The 17629-nt window shown below is 57.2% G+C and carries 12 protein-coding genes; all 12 read left to right on the top strand.

What is annotated here, in order from left to right; translation table 11 throughout:
* The first annotated feature begins 170 nt into the window (after positions 1 to 170).
* Positions 171 to 1496 carry an MMPL family transporter gene (locus AALG83_04390; GenBank protein ID MEY8382391.1) on the top strand — a complete coding sequence of 442 codons (1326 nt, stop codon included), beginning with the start codon at positions 171 to 173 and terminating at the stop codon, positions 1494 to 1496.
* Positions 1496 to 2380, top strand: a complete 885-nt coding sequence (locus AALG83_04385; GenBank protein MEY8382390.1) for a hypothetical protein — start codon at positions 1496 to 1498, stop codon at positions 2378 to 2380. The genes AALG83_04390 and AALG83_04385 overlap by 1 nt, the downstream gene beginning before the upstream one ends.
* A 60-nt stretch (positions 2381 to 2440) precedes the next feature.
* The gene (gene recJ / locus AALG83_04380; GenBank protein ID MEY8382389.1) at positions 2441 to 4807 is read left to right on the top strand and encodes a single-stranded-DNA-specific exonuclease RecJ; all 2367 of its coding nucleotides are present in this window, start codon (positions 2441 to 2443) and stop codon (positions 4805 to 4807) included.
* Between the two features lie 5 nt (positions 4808 to 4812).
* The gene (locus tag AALG83_04375; protein MEY8382388.1) at positions 4813 to 6969 is read left to right on the top strand and encodes a bifunctional (p)ppGpp synthetase/guanosine-3',5'-bis(diphosphate) 3'-pyrophosphohydrolase; all 2157 of its coding nucleotides are present in this window, start codon (positions 4813 to 4815) and stop codon (positions 6967 to 6969) included.
* 20 nt (positions 6970 to 6989) lie between these two features.
* Positions 6990 to 7439 (top strand): D-aminoacyl-tRNA deacylase, encoded by a 450-nt coding sequence (gene dtd, locus AALG83_04370; protein MEY8382387.1) that lies wholly within the window; start codon positions 6990 to 6992, stop codon positions 7437 to 7439.
* 15 nt (positions 7440 to 7454) lie between these two features.
* The gene (locus AALG83_04365; GenBank protein MEY8382386.1) at positions 7455 to 8093 is read left to right on the top strand and encodes an MBL fold metallo-hydrolase; all 639 of its coding nucleotides are present in this window, start codon (positions 7455 to 7457) and stop codon (positions 8091 to 8093) included.
* Positions 8081 to 9544, top strand: coding sequence for a coproporphyrinogen dehydrogenase HemZ (gene hemZ, locus AALG83_04360; protein ID MEY8382385.1), 1464 nt, complete (start codon positions 8081 to 8083; stop codon positions 9542 to 9544). The genes AALG83_04365 and hemZ overlap by 13 nt, the downstream gene beginning before the upstream one ends.
* Before the next feature lie 87 nt (positions 9545 to 9631).
* On the top strand, positions 9632 to 10885 hold the full coding sequence (gene hisS / locus AALG83_04355; protein MEY8382384.1) for a histidine--tRNA ligase: 1254 nt from the start codon (positions 9632 to 9634) through the stop codon (positions 10883 to 10885).
* Positions 10886 to 10890: 5 nt separating this feature from the next.
* The gene (gene aspS, locus AALG83_04350) at positions 10891 to 12675 is read left to right on the top strand and encodes an aspartate--tRNA ligase (protein ID MEY8382383.1); all 1785 of its coding nucleotides are present in this window, start codon (positions 10891 to 10893) and stop codon (positions 12673 to 12675) included.
* Between the two features lie 46 nt (positions 12676 to 12721).
* Positions 12722 to 13039 carry a thioredoxin gene (trxA, locus tag AALG83_04345; GenBank protein ID MEY8382382.1) on the top strand — a complete coding sequence of 106 codons (318 nt, stop codon included), beginning with the start codon at positions 12722 to 12724 and terminating at the stop codon, positions 13037 to 13039.
* 138 nt (positions 13040 to 13177) lie between these two features.
* Positions 13178 to 16720: a chromosome segregation protein SMC gene (gene smc / locus AALG83_04340; GenBank protein MEY8382381.1), complete on the top strand. Its 3543-nt coding sequence runs from the start codon at positions 13178 to 13180 to the stop codon at positions 16718 to 16720.
* Positions 16721 to 16729: 9 nt separating this feature from the next.
* Complete coding sequence (ftsY, locus tag AALG83_04335) at positions 16730 to 17629, top strand: signal recognition particle-docking protein FtsY (GenBank protein ID MEY8382380.1); 900 nt, start codon at positions 16730 to 16732, stop codon at positions 17627 to 17629.

The raw sequence follows: 17629 nt of genomic DNA, 5'->3' as shown, positions 1-17629 counted from the left end.
GGCAGTGCGGGGGCGGGCGGTTAAGATTTGCCGGGATATGCGGCGGCAGAAAAATCGCCCGCAGGATTTTTGCGCTTTGTTGACTATTGGCAAGCCGCGCGATATAATAAATCTATCTGTTTGGCGGTTTCGCGCCGCTTTGGATAGCAGAAGTCGGAAGGAGAATCGATATGAAATTACGCAGCCTGATCGGACTGGTGCTGGTTGTCGCTTTTGTTTTTGCGGGCGCATATGCAGTAGTCTTTGGCGTATCATTTGGCATGTACTCGTTTGAGCCCATGCGGGCGATCAGTCTTGGCATGGATTTGCAAGGCGGGACAAGCGCTGTGCTGCGCATCAAGGATCCCGGCGAGGACAGCACAGAGGGTGCGGCGCCTCTGACGGAGCAGGAATTATACGATGCGCAGCATGAAGTACTCAGAATTATGCGGGCGCGGCTGGATGAAAAGGGATATACCGGCGCGACGCTGGAAATGCAGGGCGATCGGGAGATTCGGGTCAATTTGCCCATCAATGAGACAAGCGCTTTCCGGGATGCAGATCAGATTGTGAAATACCTGGCTGTGAAAGGCGATTTGACGATTCTGGATTCGGATGACAACGTGATTATTCCCTCCAGCCAGATCGAGCTTGTCATGGCGCAGGAGGATAGCATGGGGTATCGGTATCTCTCCTTCTCGCTGACAAAAGAGGGAAAAGAGGCCTTTGAAAAGGCGACAGCAGAAATTGCGGAGCGGGGCATCAGCCAGGAGGATTACAGCAACCGCAATTATATTAAGCTTCATTATGAGGGCACGGATATCGCGCAGGCGACGATTAAGAGCGCGATTGAGACGGGGCAGGGCAGCGTTCAGACGAATATTCCCATGTATCAGCTGGAAGAGCTGGTGCAGGTCGTCAACAACCGGCCTTATTCGGTCGAGGTAGAGGCGGCGGAAATGCGCGGCGTCAGCCCGTCGCTGGGAGAAAACGCGCTGCGCGGCATGATGATAGCCGGAATCGCTGGACTGTTGGTTTTGGCGCTGGCGATGATTCTATGCTACCGGATTCCCGGGCTGATGGCGGCGATTTCCATGCTGGGGCACACGGCGTTGGTTTTGCTGTTCCTGGCAATTTCCAGATTGCAGATTACGGCCTTTGGCATGGCGGGGCTTTTTGTGGGCGCGCTTTGCATGGCTGCAATGAGCCTGATGATCGTAAACGGCTTTAAAAAGGAGTTTTTGGCGGGCAAGGCACCCAGAGCTGCTGCAAAATCGGGCTGCGGCGCCGGTGCGAAGAGCGTCTTCTATGCAGGGCTGGCGCTTTGCGCTGCGCTGCTGGTCTTCATTCTGTTTGGCATTTATGAGCTTTCCGGCTTTGCTTTTGCGGCGGGCATCAGCGTGATCTGCGCGATTCTTTGCGCGGTTGTTCTGACGCAGCCTTTGGTGCGGCTGATGGTAGGCACTGTGCCGGATGGACACGCCATCTATTTTGGCAGCAAGAAGGAGGCAGAGTAATGCAGAAGTATTCTAAGATATTTGCCTGGGCGGTTGTTGCCGTGATGGCCGTGGCTGCGGCGGTGACGCTGCTATGCGGCGGGTTCAATTTCAGCCAGACGCTGAGCGGCGGATATTTGTTGAAATTTGATATCAACCAGGAATTTAAGCTGGAAGACTTGAGCAGGATTGTCGCGGCGCAGGGCGTGGGCGATTACCAGGTTCTGAAAGCCGGAGAGAAGCAGGATCAGGCCATCATCCGCGTACAGAAGATGAGCGATGAGGGCGAGGCCATGACGCAGGCAATTCAGGCAGAATATGCGGGCGCAAAGTTCCGGGGATGCGATACGGTGGCTCGGGCGATGCCGCGCAAGACGCTGCTGTTCCTGGCGCTGGCGGCACTGGCGGCTATTTTAGCGGCCTCCCTCTATTTTGCGGCACGGTATGGCAGTGCTGGCGGCGTTGGAGCATTGATCGCTTGCATCGGGACGATGGCGCTTCTGCTGGGAGCAGTCCTGATCGTGCGCTTCCCGATTACACCGGCATTATTGGCGGCTCTTCTGGCGGCTCTGCTCTATAGCCTGCTGGATATCGGCGTTTATTTCGAGCAGATGCGCGGTGCGCTTCGCAAAGGCACTGCGGATGCGCTGGAGGAAGAGGCGCAGAGTGCGGCCAAGGCATGCAAATTGCGGCGCATTCTGGTTGCCATCATTGGAGCGGCGATGTTTTTGGCGGCGTATTTGCTGGGCGAAGCTTCTCTGATGGGATGGGGCTTATGCGCGATGCTGGGCGTCCTTTTCGCGGCGCTTTGCACAAGCCTTCTCGGGCTGCCGGCCAGCCTTTGGGCGAAGAAAGCAGCGGGAAAAGGGAAAAAAGTGCGCAAAAAAGTAAAAGCGATCAAATAGCGCGAGCATTTTTCTTCAAAGGCGGTCATCGACCGCCTTTGTGCATTTATGGAGGCTCTGATGCGGTATGAAAAAAAGGGCCAGGCCCTGAGCCCGACGGAAAGAACAGAATATGAAAGCCGGGGAATCCTTCCCATGGTTGCAGAGCTTTTGGCGGCCAGGGGCATCCCGGCAGATCAGGCAGAGGCCTTTCTGAACCCGGGATGGGAGCAGGTGGGCGATCCATTTGCATTCCTGAATATGGAAAAGAGCTGTGCGCGCATTTTGCGGGCGGCAGAGCAGGGGGAGCGCGTCGCCATCTATTCGGATTACGATTGCGACGGCGTTTGCGGTGCGGCAATTCTGCAAAAGGCTTTGACGGCCGTTGGACTGGAGCCTGCTCTATATATTCCGGATCGCGCCAGCGAGGGCTATGGCACCAATGCCGCGGCGTTTACCCGACTGATAGAGGGCGGCGCGAAGCTGATTATCACGGTAGATTGCGGCATCCGAAGCGTTTCGGATATTGCGCTGGCAAAGGAGCAGGGCGTGGACTGCATCGTCATCGACCATCACGAATGCGGAGAACTGCCGGATACGCCTTATTTGCTCAACTGCAAAATGCCGGGGGAGACCTATCCTTTTGGCGATCTCTGCGGCGCGGGAACGGCGTTTAAAGTGGCACAGGCGCTGATGGGCGCGGAGGCGAAGGAGCTTATCGATCTCTGCGGCGTCGCGACCATTGGCGATATGGTGAGCCTGACCGGGGAAAACAGGGCCCTGGCCTACCTCGGGCTGCGAAAGCTCAGGCAGGCGCCTTGCCTGGGTTTTAAGGTTTTGGCAGAGGCGGCGGGACTGCGGCTGGCGAATATTCAGTCGTATGGCGCGGCGTTCGGCCTGGTTCCGCGCATCAATGCGGCGGGGCGACTGGAGCACGCCAGCCTGGCGCTGGAGCTTTTGACGACGGCGGATGCCGGCCGGGCCAAAGAGCTGGCCGAGCATTTGAGCGGCATCAACAGCCGCCGCCAGGATCTGCAAAAGAGCATAACACAGCAGGCGATGGAGCAGGTGCGGCAAGAAGTCTGCCTGGCAGATGCGCGCATCCTGTTCGTCTCCGGGCAGGGATGGGAGAAGGGCGTCGTGGGCCTGGCGGCCTCCTCCATCACACAGGCTTTTTACCGGCCGGCGGTTGTGCTTTCGGAGGAAAATGGGATGCTGACGGGCTCTGCCAGGAGCATCCCGGGAGTCAACCTTTATGAGGCGCTTTGCCAGGCAGAGCATCTTTATGAGCGCTTTGGCGGGCATGAGATGGCGGCGGGACTGACGTTGAAAAAGGAAAATCTGCCGGAAGCCCGGCGCATTGTGCAGGAATTTTTGGGCGAAAAATACCCGGAGGAGGCATTTTTGCCGGCCATCCAGTATGACCAGGCGCTGAAACTCGGTGAAGCGGATATTGTGCTGGCCGAACAGATGGAGAAATTGCAGCCTTTTGGGCAGGATAATGAGGAGCCGCGCTTCTATCTGGAAAATTTCCAGCCCCTGGAAATTGCCAAGATGGGAAAGATGGGAGAGCACCTCAAAATGACGGCGGCGGATTGCCCTTCCGAGGTCCTGCGCTTTTCTGCGCGGGAGGAAATCCAAAAAGGCGCGCACTATGACTGCATCGCCTCCTTTTCCATCAATGAATTCCGGGGCAGCAGGAAAAGCCAGCTGATTCTCTCCTCTTTGCAGGAGCGGGGGGAGGTGGATTGGCCCAAAAGGCTGGAAAAGGAGTATTTGCGCCTGTTTCCGGCAGAGGTTTTGGCGTATGCAGCTTTTCTGGAAAACCCGTCGGGCGAGCTCTTATCCACGCCGGGGCAGCTGGAGCAATGGATGGAGCGGCAGAGGGAGCGCGCGCTGGGCACGGCGGTCTTTTGCGGCAGTTATCCCGGGGCGGTGCTTTTGAGGAGCAAAAGAGCGGGATATGCAGAGGGCTGGCCGGAGCGCCGGCAGGCCGCGGCAGATTCTGCCGAGAGCTGTTTTTGCTATCTGCAAAGGCAGCCTTTGCGGCATTACAGGAATATGCTGGCTTTGGGCGATTTTGCCTTGCTGGCGCGCCAGCCGGATGCGGCGGTTTATCTGGGCGAGGAGCTGAGAGCGGCTTACCGCGCCGAGGCAGAGGCTTTTTATGCGCCCGGGCTTTTAGAGCAAATGCGGGAGGCTTTTGGAAATGCGGAAGGTGTTTACGCGTCCGTCAGCGAATTCCTAGAAAAAGCGGCGGGGCAGCTCAGCCTGCCGGATATCAAAAAGCCGTGGCTGTATTTTCAGGGGTTTTTTGAACAGAAGTTGATAGAAGTTCGAAAAAGTGATAAAATAATACAAATTCATTTGAAAGAGAAACAGGCATTTTGCCCGGAGCAGAGCGCGTATTTTCGGGCCATGGGAGATTTGGCCGAGGGAAGGATTTGAGGCGCATGACGTTATACCAGAGATTTATAGGGGATTATCCCGTATACCAGGGAGACCCGCTCATCGAAAAAGCGTTTGCCGTCGCTGAAAAAGCGCATGAGGGACAGCTGCGCAATTCCGGCGAGCCTTATATCGTGCACCCTTATGAAGTGACGCGCATTCTGGCAGATTTGGGGCTGGATAACGTGAGCATCTGCGCTTCCATGCTGCACGACGTGCCCGAGGATACAGAATTTACCATTGAGAACGTCGAGATGGCATTCAGCGCGGAGATTGCGCGCATCGTCGATGGCGTTACCAAGCTGAAAAAATTTGATTTCCAATCCAAGGAAGATGCCCAGGCCGAGAGCATGAGAAAGATGTTTTTGGCCATGGCTTCGGATATCCGGGTGATTCTCATTAAGCTGGCAGACCGCCTGCACAATATGCGCACGCTGGGCTATAAAACCCCGGAAAAACAGCGGGAAAAGGCCAAGGAGACGCTGGAGATTTACGCGCCCTTGGCAGACCGGCTGGGCATCAGCACGTTCAAATGGGAATTCGAGGATTTGGCCCTCAAATACCTGGAGCCGGAAGCGTATTTCGACGTCGCCCACAAGCTCAATTCCACCCGGCAGGAGCGGGAGGAGTATATTGAAAATATCGTCGGCGTGCTGAGAGAGAAGGTCGCGGCGCTGGGCATTCCGGCGGAAATTGAGGGGCGGCCCAAGCACATCTATTCCATCTATAAAAAGATGAAAAATAAGGCAAAGACCTTTGAAGAGCTCTACGATATCATCGCTGTGCGCGTGATTGTTCCGTCTGTAAGGGACTGCTACGCGGTTTTGGGGACGGTGCACACGGTCTGGCGGCCGCTGCCCATGCGCTTCAAGGATTACATTGCTGTGCCCAAAGCGAACATGTATCAATCCCTGCACACGACGCTGGTGGGCATCGACGGCAAGCCGTTTGAGGTTCAAATCCGCACGGAGGAGATGCACCGCACGGCCGAATACGGCATCGCGGCCCACTGGAAATACAAAGAAGGCATTTCCGGGCAGACGACCGGGCTGGATGCCAAGCTCAGCTGGCTGCGGGAGCTGATGGAATGGCAGAACGACATGCGCGATCCCAAGGAGTTCATGGAAGCGCTCAAGATCAACTTCTTCTCGGACACGGTTTTCGTCTTTACGCCCAAGGGAGATGTGAAAGATCTCACCAAGGGGAGCACACCGCTGGATTTTGCATACGGCGTTCACTCGCAGATCGGCAACCGATGCGTGGGCGCGAAGGTCAACGGACGCATCGTGCCGCTCAACTATGAGCTGAAAACCGGCGATATTGTGGAAGTGCTGACCAACCCGCAGAGCAAGGGGCCCAGCCGCGACTGGATTGACATGGTCAAGACGGCGCAGGCCAGAAGCAAGATCCGCGCGTGGTTCAAGAAAGAGCAGCGGGAGGAGAACGAGGAAAAGGGCCGGGAAATTCTGGAAAAAGAGGCCAAGCGCAAGGGCTATGAGCTTGCGGACCTGCTCCAGAGCGAATGGCTAAAGCCGCTCTACAAGCGCTTCAGCGTCAACTCCCTTGGGGATATGATGGCGGCGGTGGGCTATGGCGGCCTGACGCCCAACCAGATTTTGCTGCGCCTGATTGAGGCATATAAAAAAGAGAACAAAATTGAAGAGGATTTCCTGGAGCAAAAGCAGGTCGCCAAAAAGTTCCGGCCGAGCAAGAACGCGACGGTTACCGTCAAGGGTTACTCGGACATGGTGGTTCACCTGGCGAAATGCTGCAACCCGCTGCCGGGAGACGACATCATCGGCTATATCACCCGGGGGCGGGGCGTCTCCGTGCACCGCACGGACTGCTCCAACATCAACGACACGGATTTCCCGCCGGATCGGCGCATCGAAGTCTCCTGGACGGCAGATGAGACCGGGCGGTACGACGTGGAAGTGCAGGTGGAAGGGGACGACCGCGCGGGGATCTTCATGGATATTTCCCAGATGCTGTATTCGCTGGGATATTCCTTCCTGAACATCAACGCCAAGCGCAACGAGAAAAACAGGACGTTTGCCATCAGCTTCCGCATTGAGGTTTCGGCGATTGCGGACCTCGAGGCGCTGATGGATAAGATTCGCACGATTCCCTCGGTAACCAGTGTCTTCCGGGTGAACAAATAGGCGGAAGAGAGAGGAAAAGCATGAGAGCTGTTGTAACAAAAGTAACGAGTGCCAGCGTCGCCATAGAGGGAGAAGAGACGCGGGCGATTGCCGGGGGCTTGCTGGTTCTGCTGGGCTCCCAGGAGGGCGATACGGACGCGGATATCGCCTATATTGTGGACAAAGTCTGCAATTTGCGCATCTTTGAGGATGAGCAGGGCAAGATGAACCTCTCGCTGAAGGACGTGGGCGGGGAGATCCTGGTCGTCTCGCAGTTTACTTTGCTGGGGGACGCGAGAAAAGGGCGCCGGCCGAGCTTTATTCACGCAGGCGCGCCGGCCGAGGCAGAGGGCATTTACAACCGCGCTGTGCAGGCTTTCCGCGAGACGGGAATCGGCATCAAAACCGGGACGTTTCAGACGCATATGCAGGTGGCATCCGTCAATGACGGGCCGGTAACGATTCTGCTGGACAGCCGAAAGCTCTTTTAGCGCAGGGGGACTGGGATGATAGAGACTGTAAAATTTGTGAGCAGACCCATTGGGGAAAACGCCTATCTGTTTTTTCAGGATGAGAGTAAGCGGGCGGTTGCCGTGGATCCCTCCTATAATGCGGAAGCGATGCTGCGCTATCTGGAAGAAGAGCAGATGGAGCTGGAGGCGATTTTGCTGACCCACGGGCATTTTGATCACATCGCGGGCATCGACATTCTGCGGGAGGCGACGGGGGCGCCCGTCTATCTGCACCAGGCGGATGCAGACATGCCGGAGGACTGCGAAAAAAATTTGAGCGTGATTACCGAGCAGGCTTTTTCCCGAAAGGCGGCGGATCGGCTGCTCTCGGGCGGCGAGAAGCTGGAGCTGGCGGGCATGGAGATTGCCGTTCTGCATACGCCTGGGCATACCCCGGGCAGCACCTGTTATCTGGCGGAAGATATTCTGTTTTCCGGAGACACGCTGTTTTACATGAGCATCGGCCGCACGGATTTGCCGGGCAGCGATGGGCAGCAGATGGGGCAGTCGCTCCAAAAGCTCTGTGCGCTGGAAAAGGAGTATGTGGTCTATCCCGGGCACGGGCAGAGCACATCGCTGGGGTTTGAAGTGCAGAACAACCCGTATTTGGGGGATGAGAGATGGTCTATTTAGCCACAAACACGCCGGATTATTACGCGGAGCTCTGCGATGAGGTCCGCTTTTTTCTGGATGAGAGAAAGATACCGCTGGTGGACGAAGTGCAGGAACAGGGCTACACAGTTTGGCACGAGGTGATGCAGGAAGCGGAGCGCTTTTGCCATACCTGCACGCTTTATTTGGATGGGAAAAAACTGCACGAATATGCCTTTCATACAAAGAGCCTGCAGGATGGCCCGGGGCAGGCGGGGCTGGAATACAAGAAGATCCGCAAGAGAGGGGCGAAGATTGCGGTTTTCCGCTGCCTGAAGCAGTATTTCGGGCAGGAGAAGCCCTGGGGCTCGCTGACGGGCGTGCGGCCGACCAAGTTTTTGCGGGACAGCCGGCAGCAGCTGGGCATCCAGGAGGCAGAGCGGCTATTTCTGGAGGATTTCGATATTTCCAGGCAAAAATATGACCTGACGGCGCAGATCTGCCGGCGGCAGGAGCCCATTTTGGCTTCACTGGAGCCGCAGGATCTGGATATTTACATTGGCATTCCTTTCTGCACCTCCCGGTGCGCCTACTGCTCGTTTGCGGCGATGGAGAATACCCGGGAAGGCGTTTTGGAGGAGCAGTATGTGGATGCACTGCTCTATGAGATGGAGCAGCTGACGGATACGATTGCGGCGCACCGGGTGCGCTCCGTCTATATTGGCGGGGGGACGCCGACGGCGCTTTCGCCGCGCCAGCTGGAGCGCGTGCTGGGAGCGGCGGCTCGGTTTGCCCGGGGAGAGTTTACCGTGGAAGCAGGGCGGCCGGATACGATCACGAAAGAGAAGCTGGAGATCATCAGGGCGGCAGGGGCAAACCGCATCAGCGTCAACCCCCAGACCACCTGCCAGCGGACGCTGGACAGGATTGGCCGGATTCACAAAGTAGAGGATTTTTTCCAGGCGGCGGAACTAGCCAAAACCTTTGGATTTTCCGCCGTCAATATGGATCTCATCGTGGGGCTGCCGGGCGAGGGGCGGCGGGAGTTCCTCCGCTCGCTTTCGGATGTGCTGGCGCTGGGGCCGGAGAATATCACCGTGCATACGCTGTCTATCAAGCGCGGCTCTAAATTCGGCATGGAAAATGCCCATAGCTTTGCATCTTCCGGGGAGGCAGAGGCCATGCTGGCAGAAGGAGCGGAACGGCTGGCCGGGGCGGGATACGCGCCCTATTATCTCTATCGGCAGAAGTATATGGCGGGGAACCTGGAGAACGTCGGCTATGCACTGCCGGGCAAGGAGAGCGTCTATAACATCGACATCATGGAAGAGGCGGCCAGCATTCTGGCATTTGGAGCGGGCGCAATCAGCAAAAAGGTTTCAGGCGGCGTGGTGAAAATCCGCCGGGCGCCGGCCATTAAGGACGTGCCCAAATATACCCAGCGCATCGAGCAGATGATAGAGCGCAAGCGGGAGCTTTTTGGGCAGGAGTAGAAAAAAGCAGGGCTGCGTTGACTTTTGCAGCCTTAAAACCTATAATGAAACCAAGTTAAAGTTTGGAAAAATGCAGGAGGAGAAAGCGTGAAAATTCAGGCGCCTAAGGGGACGAGAGATCTGATTCCCCAAGAGAGCTATCAATGGCAATATATCGAAGGAAAACTGCGGGAGATCACCGCGAGATTCAATATCCGGGAGGTGCGCACGCCGATTTTTGAGCACACCGAGCTGTTTTTGCGCGGCGTGGGCGACACGACGGATATCGTCCAGAAGGAGATGTATACCTTCGAGGACCGCGGCGGCAGATCCATCACGCTGCGCCCGGAGGGAACGGCGGGGGCAGTGCGCTCCTTTATCGAGCATGGGCTTTGCGACGGCCCGCAGCCGACCAAGATGTGCTACATTGCTGCGCCGGTTTTCCGGTATGAAAAGCCCCAGGCCGGGCGGCTGCGCCAGCACCACCAGTTTGGCATCGAGATTTTCGGCGCCAAGAGCGCAACGGCGGATGCAGAGGCGATTCTGCTGGCCTATACCGTGCTCAATACGCTGGGCGTGCATAATCTTTCGCTCAATATCAACTCCATCGGATGCCCGGAGTGCCGGCCCAAATACAGCGAGGCGCTCAAGGCGTATTACCGAGATAGAAGGGGCGATCTCTGCCCCACTTGCCTGGAACGGCTCGAGCGGAACCCTTTGCGCCTGCTGGACTGCAAAGAGGAGAAGTGCCAGAAGATCGCCCAGAATGCTCCCAAAATGGTGGATTATCTCTGCGAAGATTGCCAGCAGCATTTTGACCAGCTGCAGGGATATCTCACGGATGCGGGAGTGGAATTTAAGATTAACCCTTATATCGTCCGCGGGCTGGATTACTACACCAAGACGGTTTTCGAGATCATCTCTTCCGAGATTGGCGCCCAGGGAACGGTTTGCGGCGGCGGCCGCTACGACGGCCTGGTAGAGGAGATTGGCGGGCCGCAGATGTGCGGCGTGGGCTTTGGCATGGGCATGGAGCGCCTGCTTCTGGTTATGGAGGCGGCGGGCGTGCGGATTCCGCAGCCCAAAGCGCTTCGGGTTTTCCTCTGCACCATGGGAGAGGATGCGCGGCGCAAGGGCTTTGCACTCATGGGGCAGCTGCGCAGCCAGGGCATCTCGGCGGATATGGATCATAACGCGCGCAGCCTAAAGGCGCAGATGAAATATGCCAACAAGCTTGGTGCAGACTATGTTGCGCTTCTGGGAGAGGACGAGCTGGCCCGGGGATGCTGCAAGCTGCGGGATATGAAGGGAAGCGAGGAGAGGGAGGTTCCGCTCAGCAATTTGGCTGAAACGTTGAGGTAATAAAAATGGGAGAGAAATTAAGCGGCTGGAAACGCTCGGGCATGTGCGGAGAGTTTTCCGAAAAAGATATTGGAAGAAGCGTTACGCTGATGGGCTGGGTCAATAGCCGGCGCAACCTGGGAGGGTTGATTTTCGTCTGGCTGCGGGACAGGAGCGGCGTCATTCAGCTGGTTTTCGACGAGGCGGCGAAGAAGGATTATTTTGAGGACGCAGAAAGCCTGCGCAGTGAATATGTCATCGCGGTAAAGGGTGAAATCATCGCCAGAACGCCGGAAAACTACAACGACGATTTGCCCACGGGCAGGATTGAAGTGCGGGTAGAGGAGCTGAAAATTCTCTCTACGGCGCTGACGCCGCCCTTCGAGATCGAGGAAAATTCCAAGGTCAAAGAGGAACTGCGGCTCAAATACCGTTATCTGGATCTGCGCCGCCCGGATATGCAGCGCAACCTGATGCTCAGAAGCCAGATTGCCATGTCGACGCGGCAATACCTCTTTGAGCAGGGCTTTTTGGAAATTGAGACGCCCATTCTGCAAAAGAGCACGCCCGAAGGCGCCCGGGACTACCTGGTTCCATCCAGAGTGCACCACGGCAAATTCTATGCCCTGCCCCAATCCCCGCAGATTTTCAAGCAGCTTTTGATGGTTTCGGGCATGGATAAATACTACCAGATCGCCAAGTGTTTCCGGGATGAGGATCTGCGCGCAGACCGGCAGCCGGAGTTTACGCAGGTGGATATGGAGCTGTCCTTTGTGGAGGAAGAGGATATCATCGCCGTCAACGAAGGGCTGTTCCAGAAAGTGTTCAAGGATACGCTGGGCATCGATATTCCGCTGCCGCTTCCGCGGCTGACCTGGCAGCAGGCGATGGACCGCTATGGCAGCGATAAGCCGGATACCCGGTTTGGCATGGAGCTGACGGATTTGAGCGATATCGCCAAAGACTGCGGCTTTAAGGTGTTTGCAGAGGCGGTGAAAAACGGCGGGAGCGTCCGGGCAATCAAGGCGGAGCAGGCGGGTCTTTCCAGAAAAGAGATCGACGCGCTGGGTGAGTTCGTCAAGACATACGGCGCGAAGGGCCTGGCCTGGATGAACCTGAAGGCAGAGGGGCTGAATTCGCCCATCGCAAAATTCCTTTCCGAGCAGGAAATTGCGGCAGTTTTGGAGCGGATGCAGGCCAAGACGGGAGACGTGCTCTTCTTTGTCGCGGATGCGAACAAGACCGTTTATGCGGCGCTGGGCGCACTGCGGCTGGAGCTGGCAAAGCGGTTGAACCTGATTCCCGAAAACCAGTGGAATCTGCTTTGGGTAACGGAGTTCCCGCAGTTTGAATACAGCGAGGAAGAGGGGCGGCTTGTGGCAATGCACCATCCCTTCACTTCGCCCATGGACGAAGATTTGGAGCTTTTGGAGACTGCGCCTGAAAAAGTGCGGGCAAAGGCATACGATATTGTGCTGAATGGCACGGAACTGGGCGGCGGCAGCATCCGGATCCACGATTCGGCTTTGCAGGAGCGCATGTTCCGGGCGCTGGGATTCACCAAGGAGCAGGCCTGGGAGCGCTTTGGCTTTATGATGCAGGCTTTCCAGTATGGCACGCCGCCGCACGGCGGGCTGGCTTACGGCCTGGATCGGCTGGCGATGCTGCTCTCGGGCAGCCAGAGCCTGAGGGATGTGATCGCATTCCCGAAGGTGCAGAACGCATCGGATCTGATGTGCGAGGCGCCGGATCTGGTGGATGAAAAACAGCTGGCGGATCTTGGCATTGCAGTTTTGCCGGAAGAGGAATAAAAAGCCATTTTTTACAGACAATAGATAAAAATACGGAGGTAGAGCAATGAGCGTTGTAACAGTAACTTCTGAAAATTTCCAAAAGGAAGTTTTGCAGGCAGAGCTGGCGGTTGTAGATTTTTGGGCTTCCTGGTGCGGCCCTTGCAAGATGTTTGGCCCGATTTTTGAAGAGGTCGCGGAGCAGATGGAGGGCGTTACCTTCGCGAAGCTGAATGTGGACGATGTGCCGGATTTGGCCAGCCAGTTTAAGGTGATGTCTATTCCGACAGTTATCTTCTTTAAAAATGGGCAGGCAGTGCGCAAGAGCCTGGGCGTCATCTCGGCGGCGGAGCTCAAAGAGATGATCGAAGCTGCAAAAGCATAGCCAAAGCAAAAGAGCGGGGCGGGGGCCACGCTCTTTTTTATGCAAAAAATGCGGCAGAGCGCTTTTGCTGCCTGCCCCTTTTTTTATTGCTTCAATTATGATATGATAAGCGGGTAAAAATAGAGTTGGAGAAGAGACGTGCGTTTAACAAAAATCGAAATCAACGGCTTTAAATCCTTTGAGAAGAAAACCGAACTTTTTATTAATAGAGGCATTACGGGCATCGTCGGCCCGAACGGCAGCGGCAAGAGCAACATTGCCGACGCCATTCGCTGGGTGCTGGGCGAGCAGAGCAGCAAAAACCTTCGGGGCACCAAGATGGAGGACGTCATTTTCAACGGCACGCAGAACCGCCCCAAAAAGGCGTTTTGCGAGGTCTACCTTTCCTTTGACAATGAAGACGGCCGCATTGCCAGCGATTACAGCGAAATTACCATTGGCAGAAAGATGTTTCGCTCGGGAGAGAGCGAATACTATCTGAACGGCAATAGCGTGCGCCTCAAGGATATTTTGGAGATCATCCGGGATACGGGCATCGGCAAAGAGGGGTATTCCATCGTGGGCCAGGGGCGCATCGACGAGATTCTATCCAGCAAGCCGGTTGCCAGGCGTAAGGTTTTTGAAGAGGCGGCGGGCGTCATGAAGTTCCGCACGCGCAAAGAGGAATCCGAGCACAAGCTGGAGCGGACGCAGGAGAATTTGACCCGGGTTGAGGATATTTTGGGCGAGCTTTCCGGCCAGATTGGGCCATTGCAGGAGCAGGCGGAGAAGACAAAGACGTATTTGGAGCTTTTCGAGCGGCAGAAGTTTTTGGACATGAACTTATATGCCCAAAACTATGAGCGCATCCAAAAGCGCGTGCAAAAGCTTTCGGAAGAGCTGGCCGAGCTGGAAGCGGCCATCGAGGCAGAGCAGAGCGGCTTTGGCAGCAGCGCCATGGAGACGGAAGAGCTGAGCGGGCGCCTGGAACAGCTGGAGCAGGAAGTGGCGCAGGCGCGGGAAGAGCTCTCCGGCCTGGGCGCAGAGGCCGAGCGCATGGCCGGGGAGAGAAACCTGCTGGCCGAGCGCATGATGGCCGTGGATCGAGAGCTGGGCCGCCTGGAAGAGGAACGGGCAGCCAGGCTTGCGCAGGCGGAAGAGCTGGCTGGGCAAGTGGAAGAACTGCAGGAACAGCAGGGAAGTATTTTAGAGCAGATGCGGGGCGTGGACGCGGCGCTGGCCGAGGCTCTGGCCCAAAAGGCCGAGCAGGAGGACAAGCAGGGGCGCAAGAACCGCAGGAGAGAGGAGCTGCGCCAGCGGCAGTTCAGCCTGCTGGCTGAGACAGCGGAAAAACAGAGCGAGCTTTCGGCCCTGGAGATGAAGGAGGAGAACTTTGCCTCCCGCACACAGGAAGCGCAGGAGCAGCAGGCGGAAAAGAGGGAGCAGGAAGAGGCGCTCCGCCGCCGCCTGGAGGAGCAGAAAGCGGCGCAGGCAAAAAGGCAGGAGCAAAGCGCCGCAATCATGGGGCAGATCAACGAAAACAGGGTTTTGACCGGAAGCTGCCGCCAGAAGGAAAAACAGCTGGAAGAGGCGCTGGGCAAGGCCAAAGCGGCAGAAAACGACGCGCGCAGCCGCAAGGCCATGCTGGAAGGGCTGAAGGCGGAATACGAGGGGTATTCCCAGGGCGTGCGCAATTTGATGCGGGCGGCCAAACGCGAAAAGAGCATGCAAGGGGCGCTTTTGGGCACGCTGGCCGAGCTGATCGAGGTGCCCGAGCAATATGAGGCGGCGGTGGAGGCGGTGCTGGGCGGCGCACTGCAAAACGTGGTTGTGCCGGGGGAGCAGGAGGCCAAGATGGCCATCGCACTTTTGCGCAGGGAGCATCTGGGCCGGGTAACTTTTTTGCCGCTGGCGGCGCTGCGCGTCAACCACCTAAATCCCAAAGAAAAGCAGGCGCTGGGCGCGGAAGTCATCCTGATGGCGGATCAGGCGGTCCGGGCCAAGGGGGAGGCCAAGCGGGCGGTGGAGTTTTTGCTGGCGCGCACGGCCATCGTCAAGGATATGGACGATGCTGTCGTTTTGGCGCGGCGGGCGGGGTATTCCTTCCGGATTGTCACATTGCAGGGGGATATCGTCAACCCGGGCGGCGTGATGACGGGCGGCAGTGTGCAGAAAAAACAGTTCGGCTTGCTTTCCCGGGAGAGGGACATTGAAAAGCTGGGCGTTTTGCTGAAACAGAAGGCAGAGCAGGCGGCAGAAGCTGGGCGGGCACTGCAGAATTGCAGGGAGCAGGCCGCGGATTTGCAGCAGAAGGAACAGGCGCTGCTGGGCAAGCTCAAGGAGCAGGAAATTGCCGCGGCGGAACAGCGCAGCGAGACGGCCGCCCTGGAACAGCAATTAGCCGGGGTTCGGGCAGAGATTGCAGAGCTGGAGGGCAGGCTATCCGGCGCATCGCAGGAGAGCGAAGAGAATAGAAAGAAGATAACAGAGCTTTCCGCATATCTGGAGGAGCTAGCGGCACGGGCGCTGGCAGTGCGCCAGGAAGGGGAGCAGCTGGATCAGGAGCAGGATACCATAAGCGCTGGGCTGGATGAGCAGATCAGCAAAATGCGCATCGCCCGGGCGGAGGCGGCCAAGGACAGCCAGGCGCTTTCCGAGCGCATGGAGCGCATGGAGGCGGAGATTGCGGCTCTGGAAGCCCGGGCAGAGGCCAAGAGAAAAAGCTGTGAGGAGCAGGCTTCGGCCAAGAGCGCGCTGCTGCGGGAGGCCGAGCGGGCAGAAAGCTTGGAGAAAAATGCGCAAAAGCAGATGCAGGAGAGAAAGGAGAGCATCGAGGCACAGGAGCAGACGCGCGCCATCATGAAAGAGGAGCTGGGCCGCAGGCAAAAGCATAACTCGGAATTTCAGCTGCGCCAGACAGAGCTCATCGACCACAAATACAAGGTGGAGAGCCAGTTAGAGCGCTCCAAACTGACGTTGGAGACAGCGGGAGACAAGATCTGGGAAGAATATGGCCTGACATACGCAGATGCACAGCCCATGCGCGCAGAGATCGGCTTTCAGGAGGCCAGCCGGGAGGCACAGCAGATACGCGGCAGGATTCGCGAGCTTGGGACGATCAATCCCAATGCTATTGAGGATTATGCGCGGGTTTCCGAGCGGTTTACCGAGCTGACAGCGCAAAAAGAAGATCTGGAAAAAGCGCAGGCCGATTTGCATCAGGTGATCGCGGAGATCGTCTCTGGAATGCGCACGACTTTCCGGGAGAAATTCGATCAGATCAGCAAGAGTTTTCAGGAGATTTTCCAGATTCTGTTCGGCGGCGGCAGAGCCCAGCTTTCGCTGGAGGACGGCGATATTATGGAATGCGGCATTGAAGTGAGCGCAGAGCCGCCGGGCAAGAAACTGCAGCATATTTCGCTGCTCTCGGGCGGCGAGCGGGCGCTGACGGCCATTGCGCTGCTGTTTGCCATGATCAAAATCAACCCGTCGCCGGTTTGCCTGCTGGACGAGATCGACGCGCCGCTGGATGAGGCGAACGTCGTGCGGCTTTGCGATTATGTACAGACGCTTCAGCAGCAGTCGCAGTTTTTGGTGATCACGCACCGAAAGCCGACGATGGCAATGTGTTCCTCGCTTTACGGCATAACCATGGAGGAAAAGGGCGTCTCGAAGATTGTATCGGTCAAGATAGACGAATAGGGGGAGAATATGGGCTTTTTTGAGAAATTGAAACAGGGGCTGGAAAAGACGAGAGCGGGATTTTCTGAAAAAATTTCGGGCGTGCTTTCGGCCTTTACCCGGGTGGACGAGGATTTGCTGGAAGAGCTGGAGGAAGCGCTGATTCTCTGCGATATGGGCGTGGAGACGGCGATGGCTGCCATTGGTTCCCTGCGGGAGAAAATCAAGCAGGAGCGCATCAAGGAGCCGGAGCAGGTGCGGGAGGCGCTGGGGGAGATCATCGAACAGCTGGTGCGCTTTGATATGCCAGAAGAGCGCTTTCCCAAGGTGATTCTGGTGGTGGGCGTCAACGGCGTGGGCAAGACGACCTCCATCGGCAAGATCGCAAACGTCTATAAGGGGCAGGGCAAAAGCGTGCTGCTCTCGGCGGCGGATACTTTCCGGGCGGCGGCCAGCGAACAGCTGAGCATCTGGGCCGAGCGCGTGGGCGTGCCTATCGTCAAATACGGGGAAGGGGCAGACCCGGCTGCGGTGGTATATGATTCGCTGGATTCGGCAAAAGCGCACGGCACGGACGTCGTCATCTGCGACACGGCGGGGCGGCTGCACAATAAGAAGAACCTGATGAACGAGCTGAACAAGATCGACCGGGTAATCTCTCAGCAGTACCCGGAGGCCAGCCGGGAGACGCTGTTGGTGCTGGACGCGACTACGGGGCAAAACGCCATCGCGCAGGCCAAGGAGTTTTCCAGCGTCGTGCATGTGGATGGGCTGATCCTCACAAAGCTGGACGGTACGGCCAAGGGCGGCGTTGTCTGCGCGATTAAGCAGGAGCTGGGCATTCCGGTGCGCTATATCGGCGTGGGCGAGGGTATCGACGATTTACAGGTTTTTGACCCGAAGGAATTTGCCAGAGCGCTGGTCGACTGA

It is taken from the genome of Christensenellaceae bacterium 44-20 (assembly GCA_041223705.1).
Taxonomy (GTDB): Bacteria; Bacillota; Clostridia; order Christensenellales; family Christensenellaceae; genus QANA01.
The sequence above is the reverse complement of the archived record's forward strand: the minus strand, read 5'-3'. Positions and strand labels throughout refer to the sequence as shown.

Excerpts from the sequence above, each read along its gene's own strand:
- hemZ (MEY8382385.1), top strand. The coding sequence starts at position 8,081 with ATGGTCTATTTAGCCACAAACACGCCGGATTATTACGCGGAGCTCTGC.
- aspS (MEY8382383.1), top strand. The coding sequence starts at position 10,891 with ATGGGAGAGAAATTAAGCGGCTGGAAACGCTCGGGCATGTGCGGAGAG.
- recJ (MEY8382389.1), top strand. The coding sequence starts at position 2,441 with ATGCGGTATGAAAAAAAGGGCCAGGCCCTGAGCCCGACGGAAAGAACA.
- trxA (MEY8382382.1), top strand. The coding sequence starts at position 12,722 with ATGAGCGTTGTAACAGTAACTTCTGAAAATTTCCAAAAGGAAGTTTTG.
- AALG83_04375 (MEY8382388.1), top strand. The coding sequence starts at position 4,813 with ATGACGTTATACCAGAGATTTATAGGGGATTATCCCGTATACCAGGGA.
- AALG83_04390 (MEY8382391.1), top strand. The coding sequence starts at position 171 with ATGAAATTACGCAGCCTGATCGGACTGGTGCTGGTTGTCGCTTTTGTT.
- dtd (MEY8382387.1), top strand. The coding sequence starts at position 6,990 with ATGAGAGCTGTTGTAACAAAAGTAACGAGTGCCAGCGTCGCCATAGAG.
- AALG83_04365 (MEY8382386.1), top strand. The coding sequence starts at position 7,455 with ATGATAGAGACTGTAAAATTTGTGAGCAGACCCATTGGGGAAAACGCC.
- ftsY (MEY8382380.1), top strand. The coding sequence starts at position 16,730 with ATGGGCTTTTTTGAGAAATTGAAACAGGGGCTGGAAAAGACGAGAGCG.
- AALG83_04385 (MEY8382390.1), top strand. The coding sequence starts at position 1,496 with ATGCAGAAGTATTCTAAGATATTTGCCTGGGCGGTTGTTGCCGTGATG.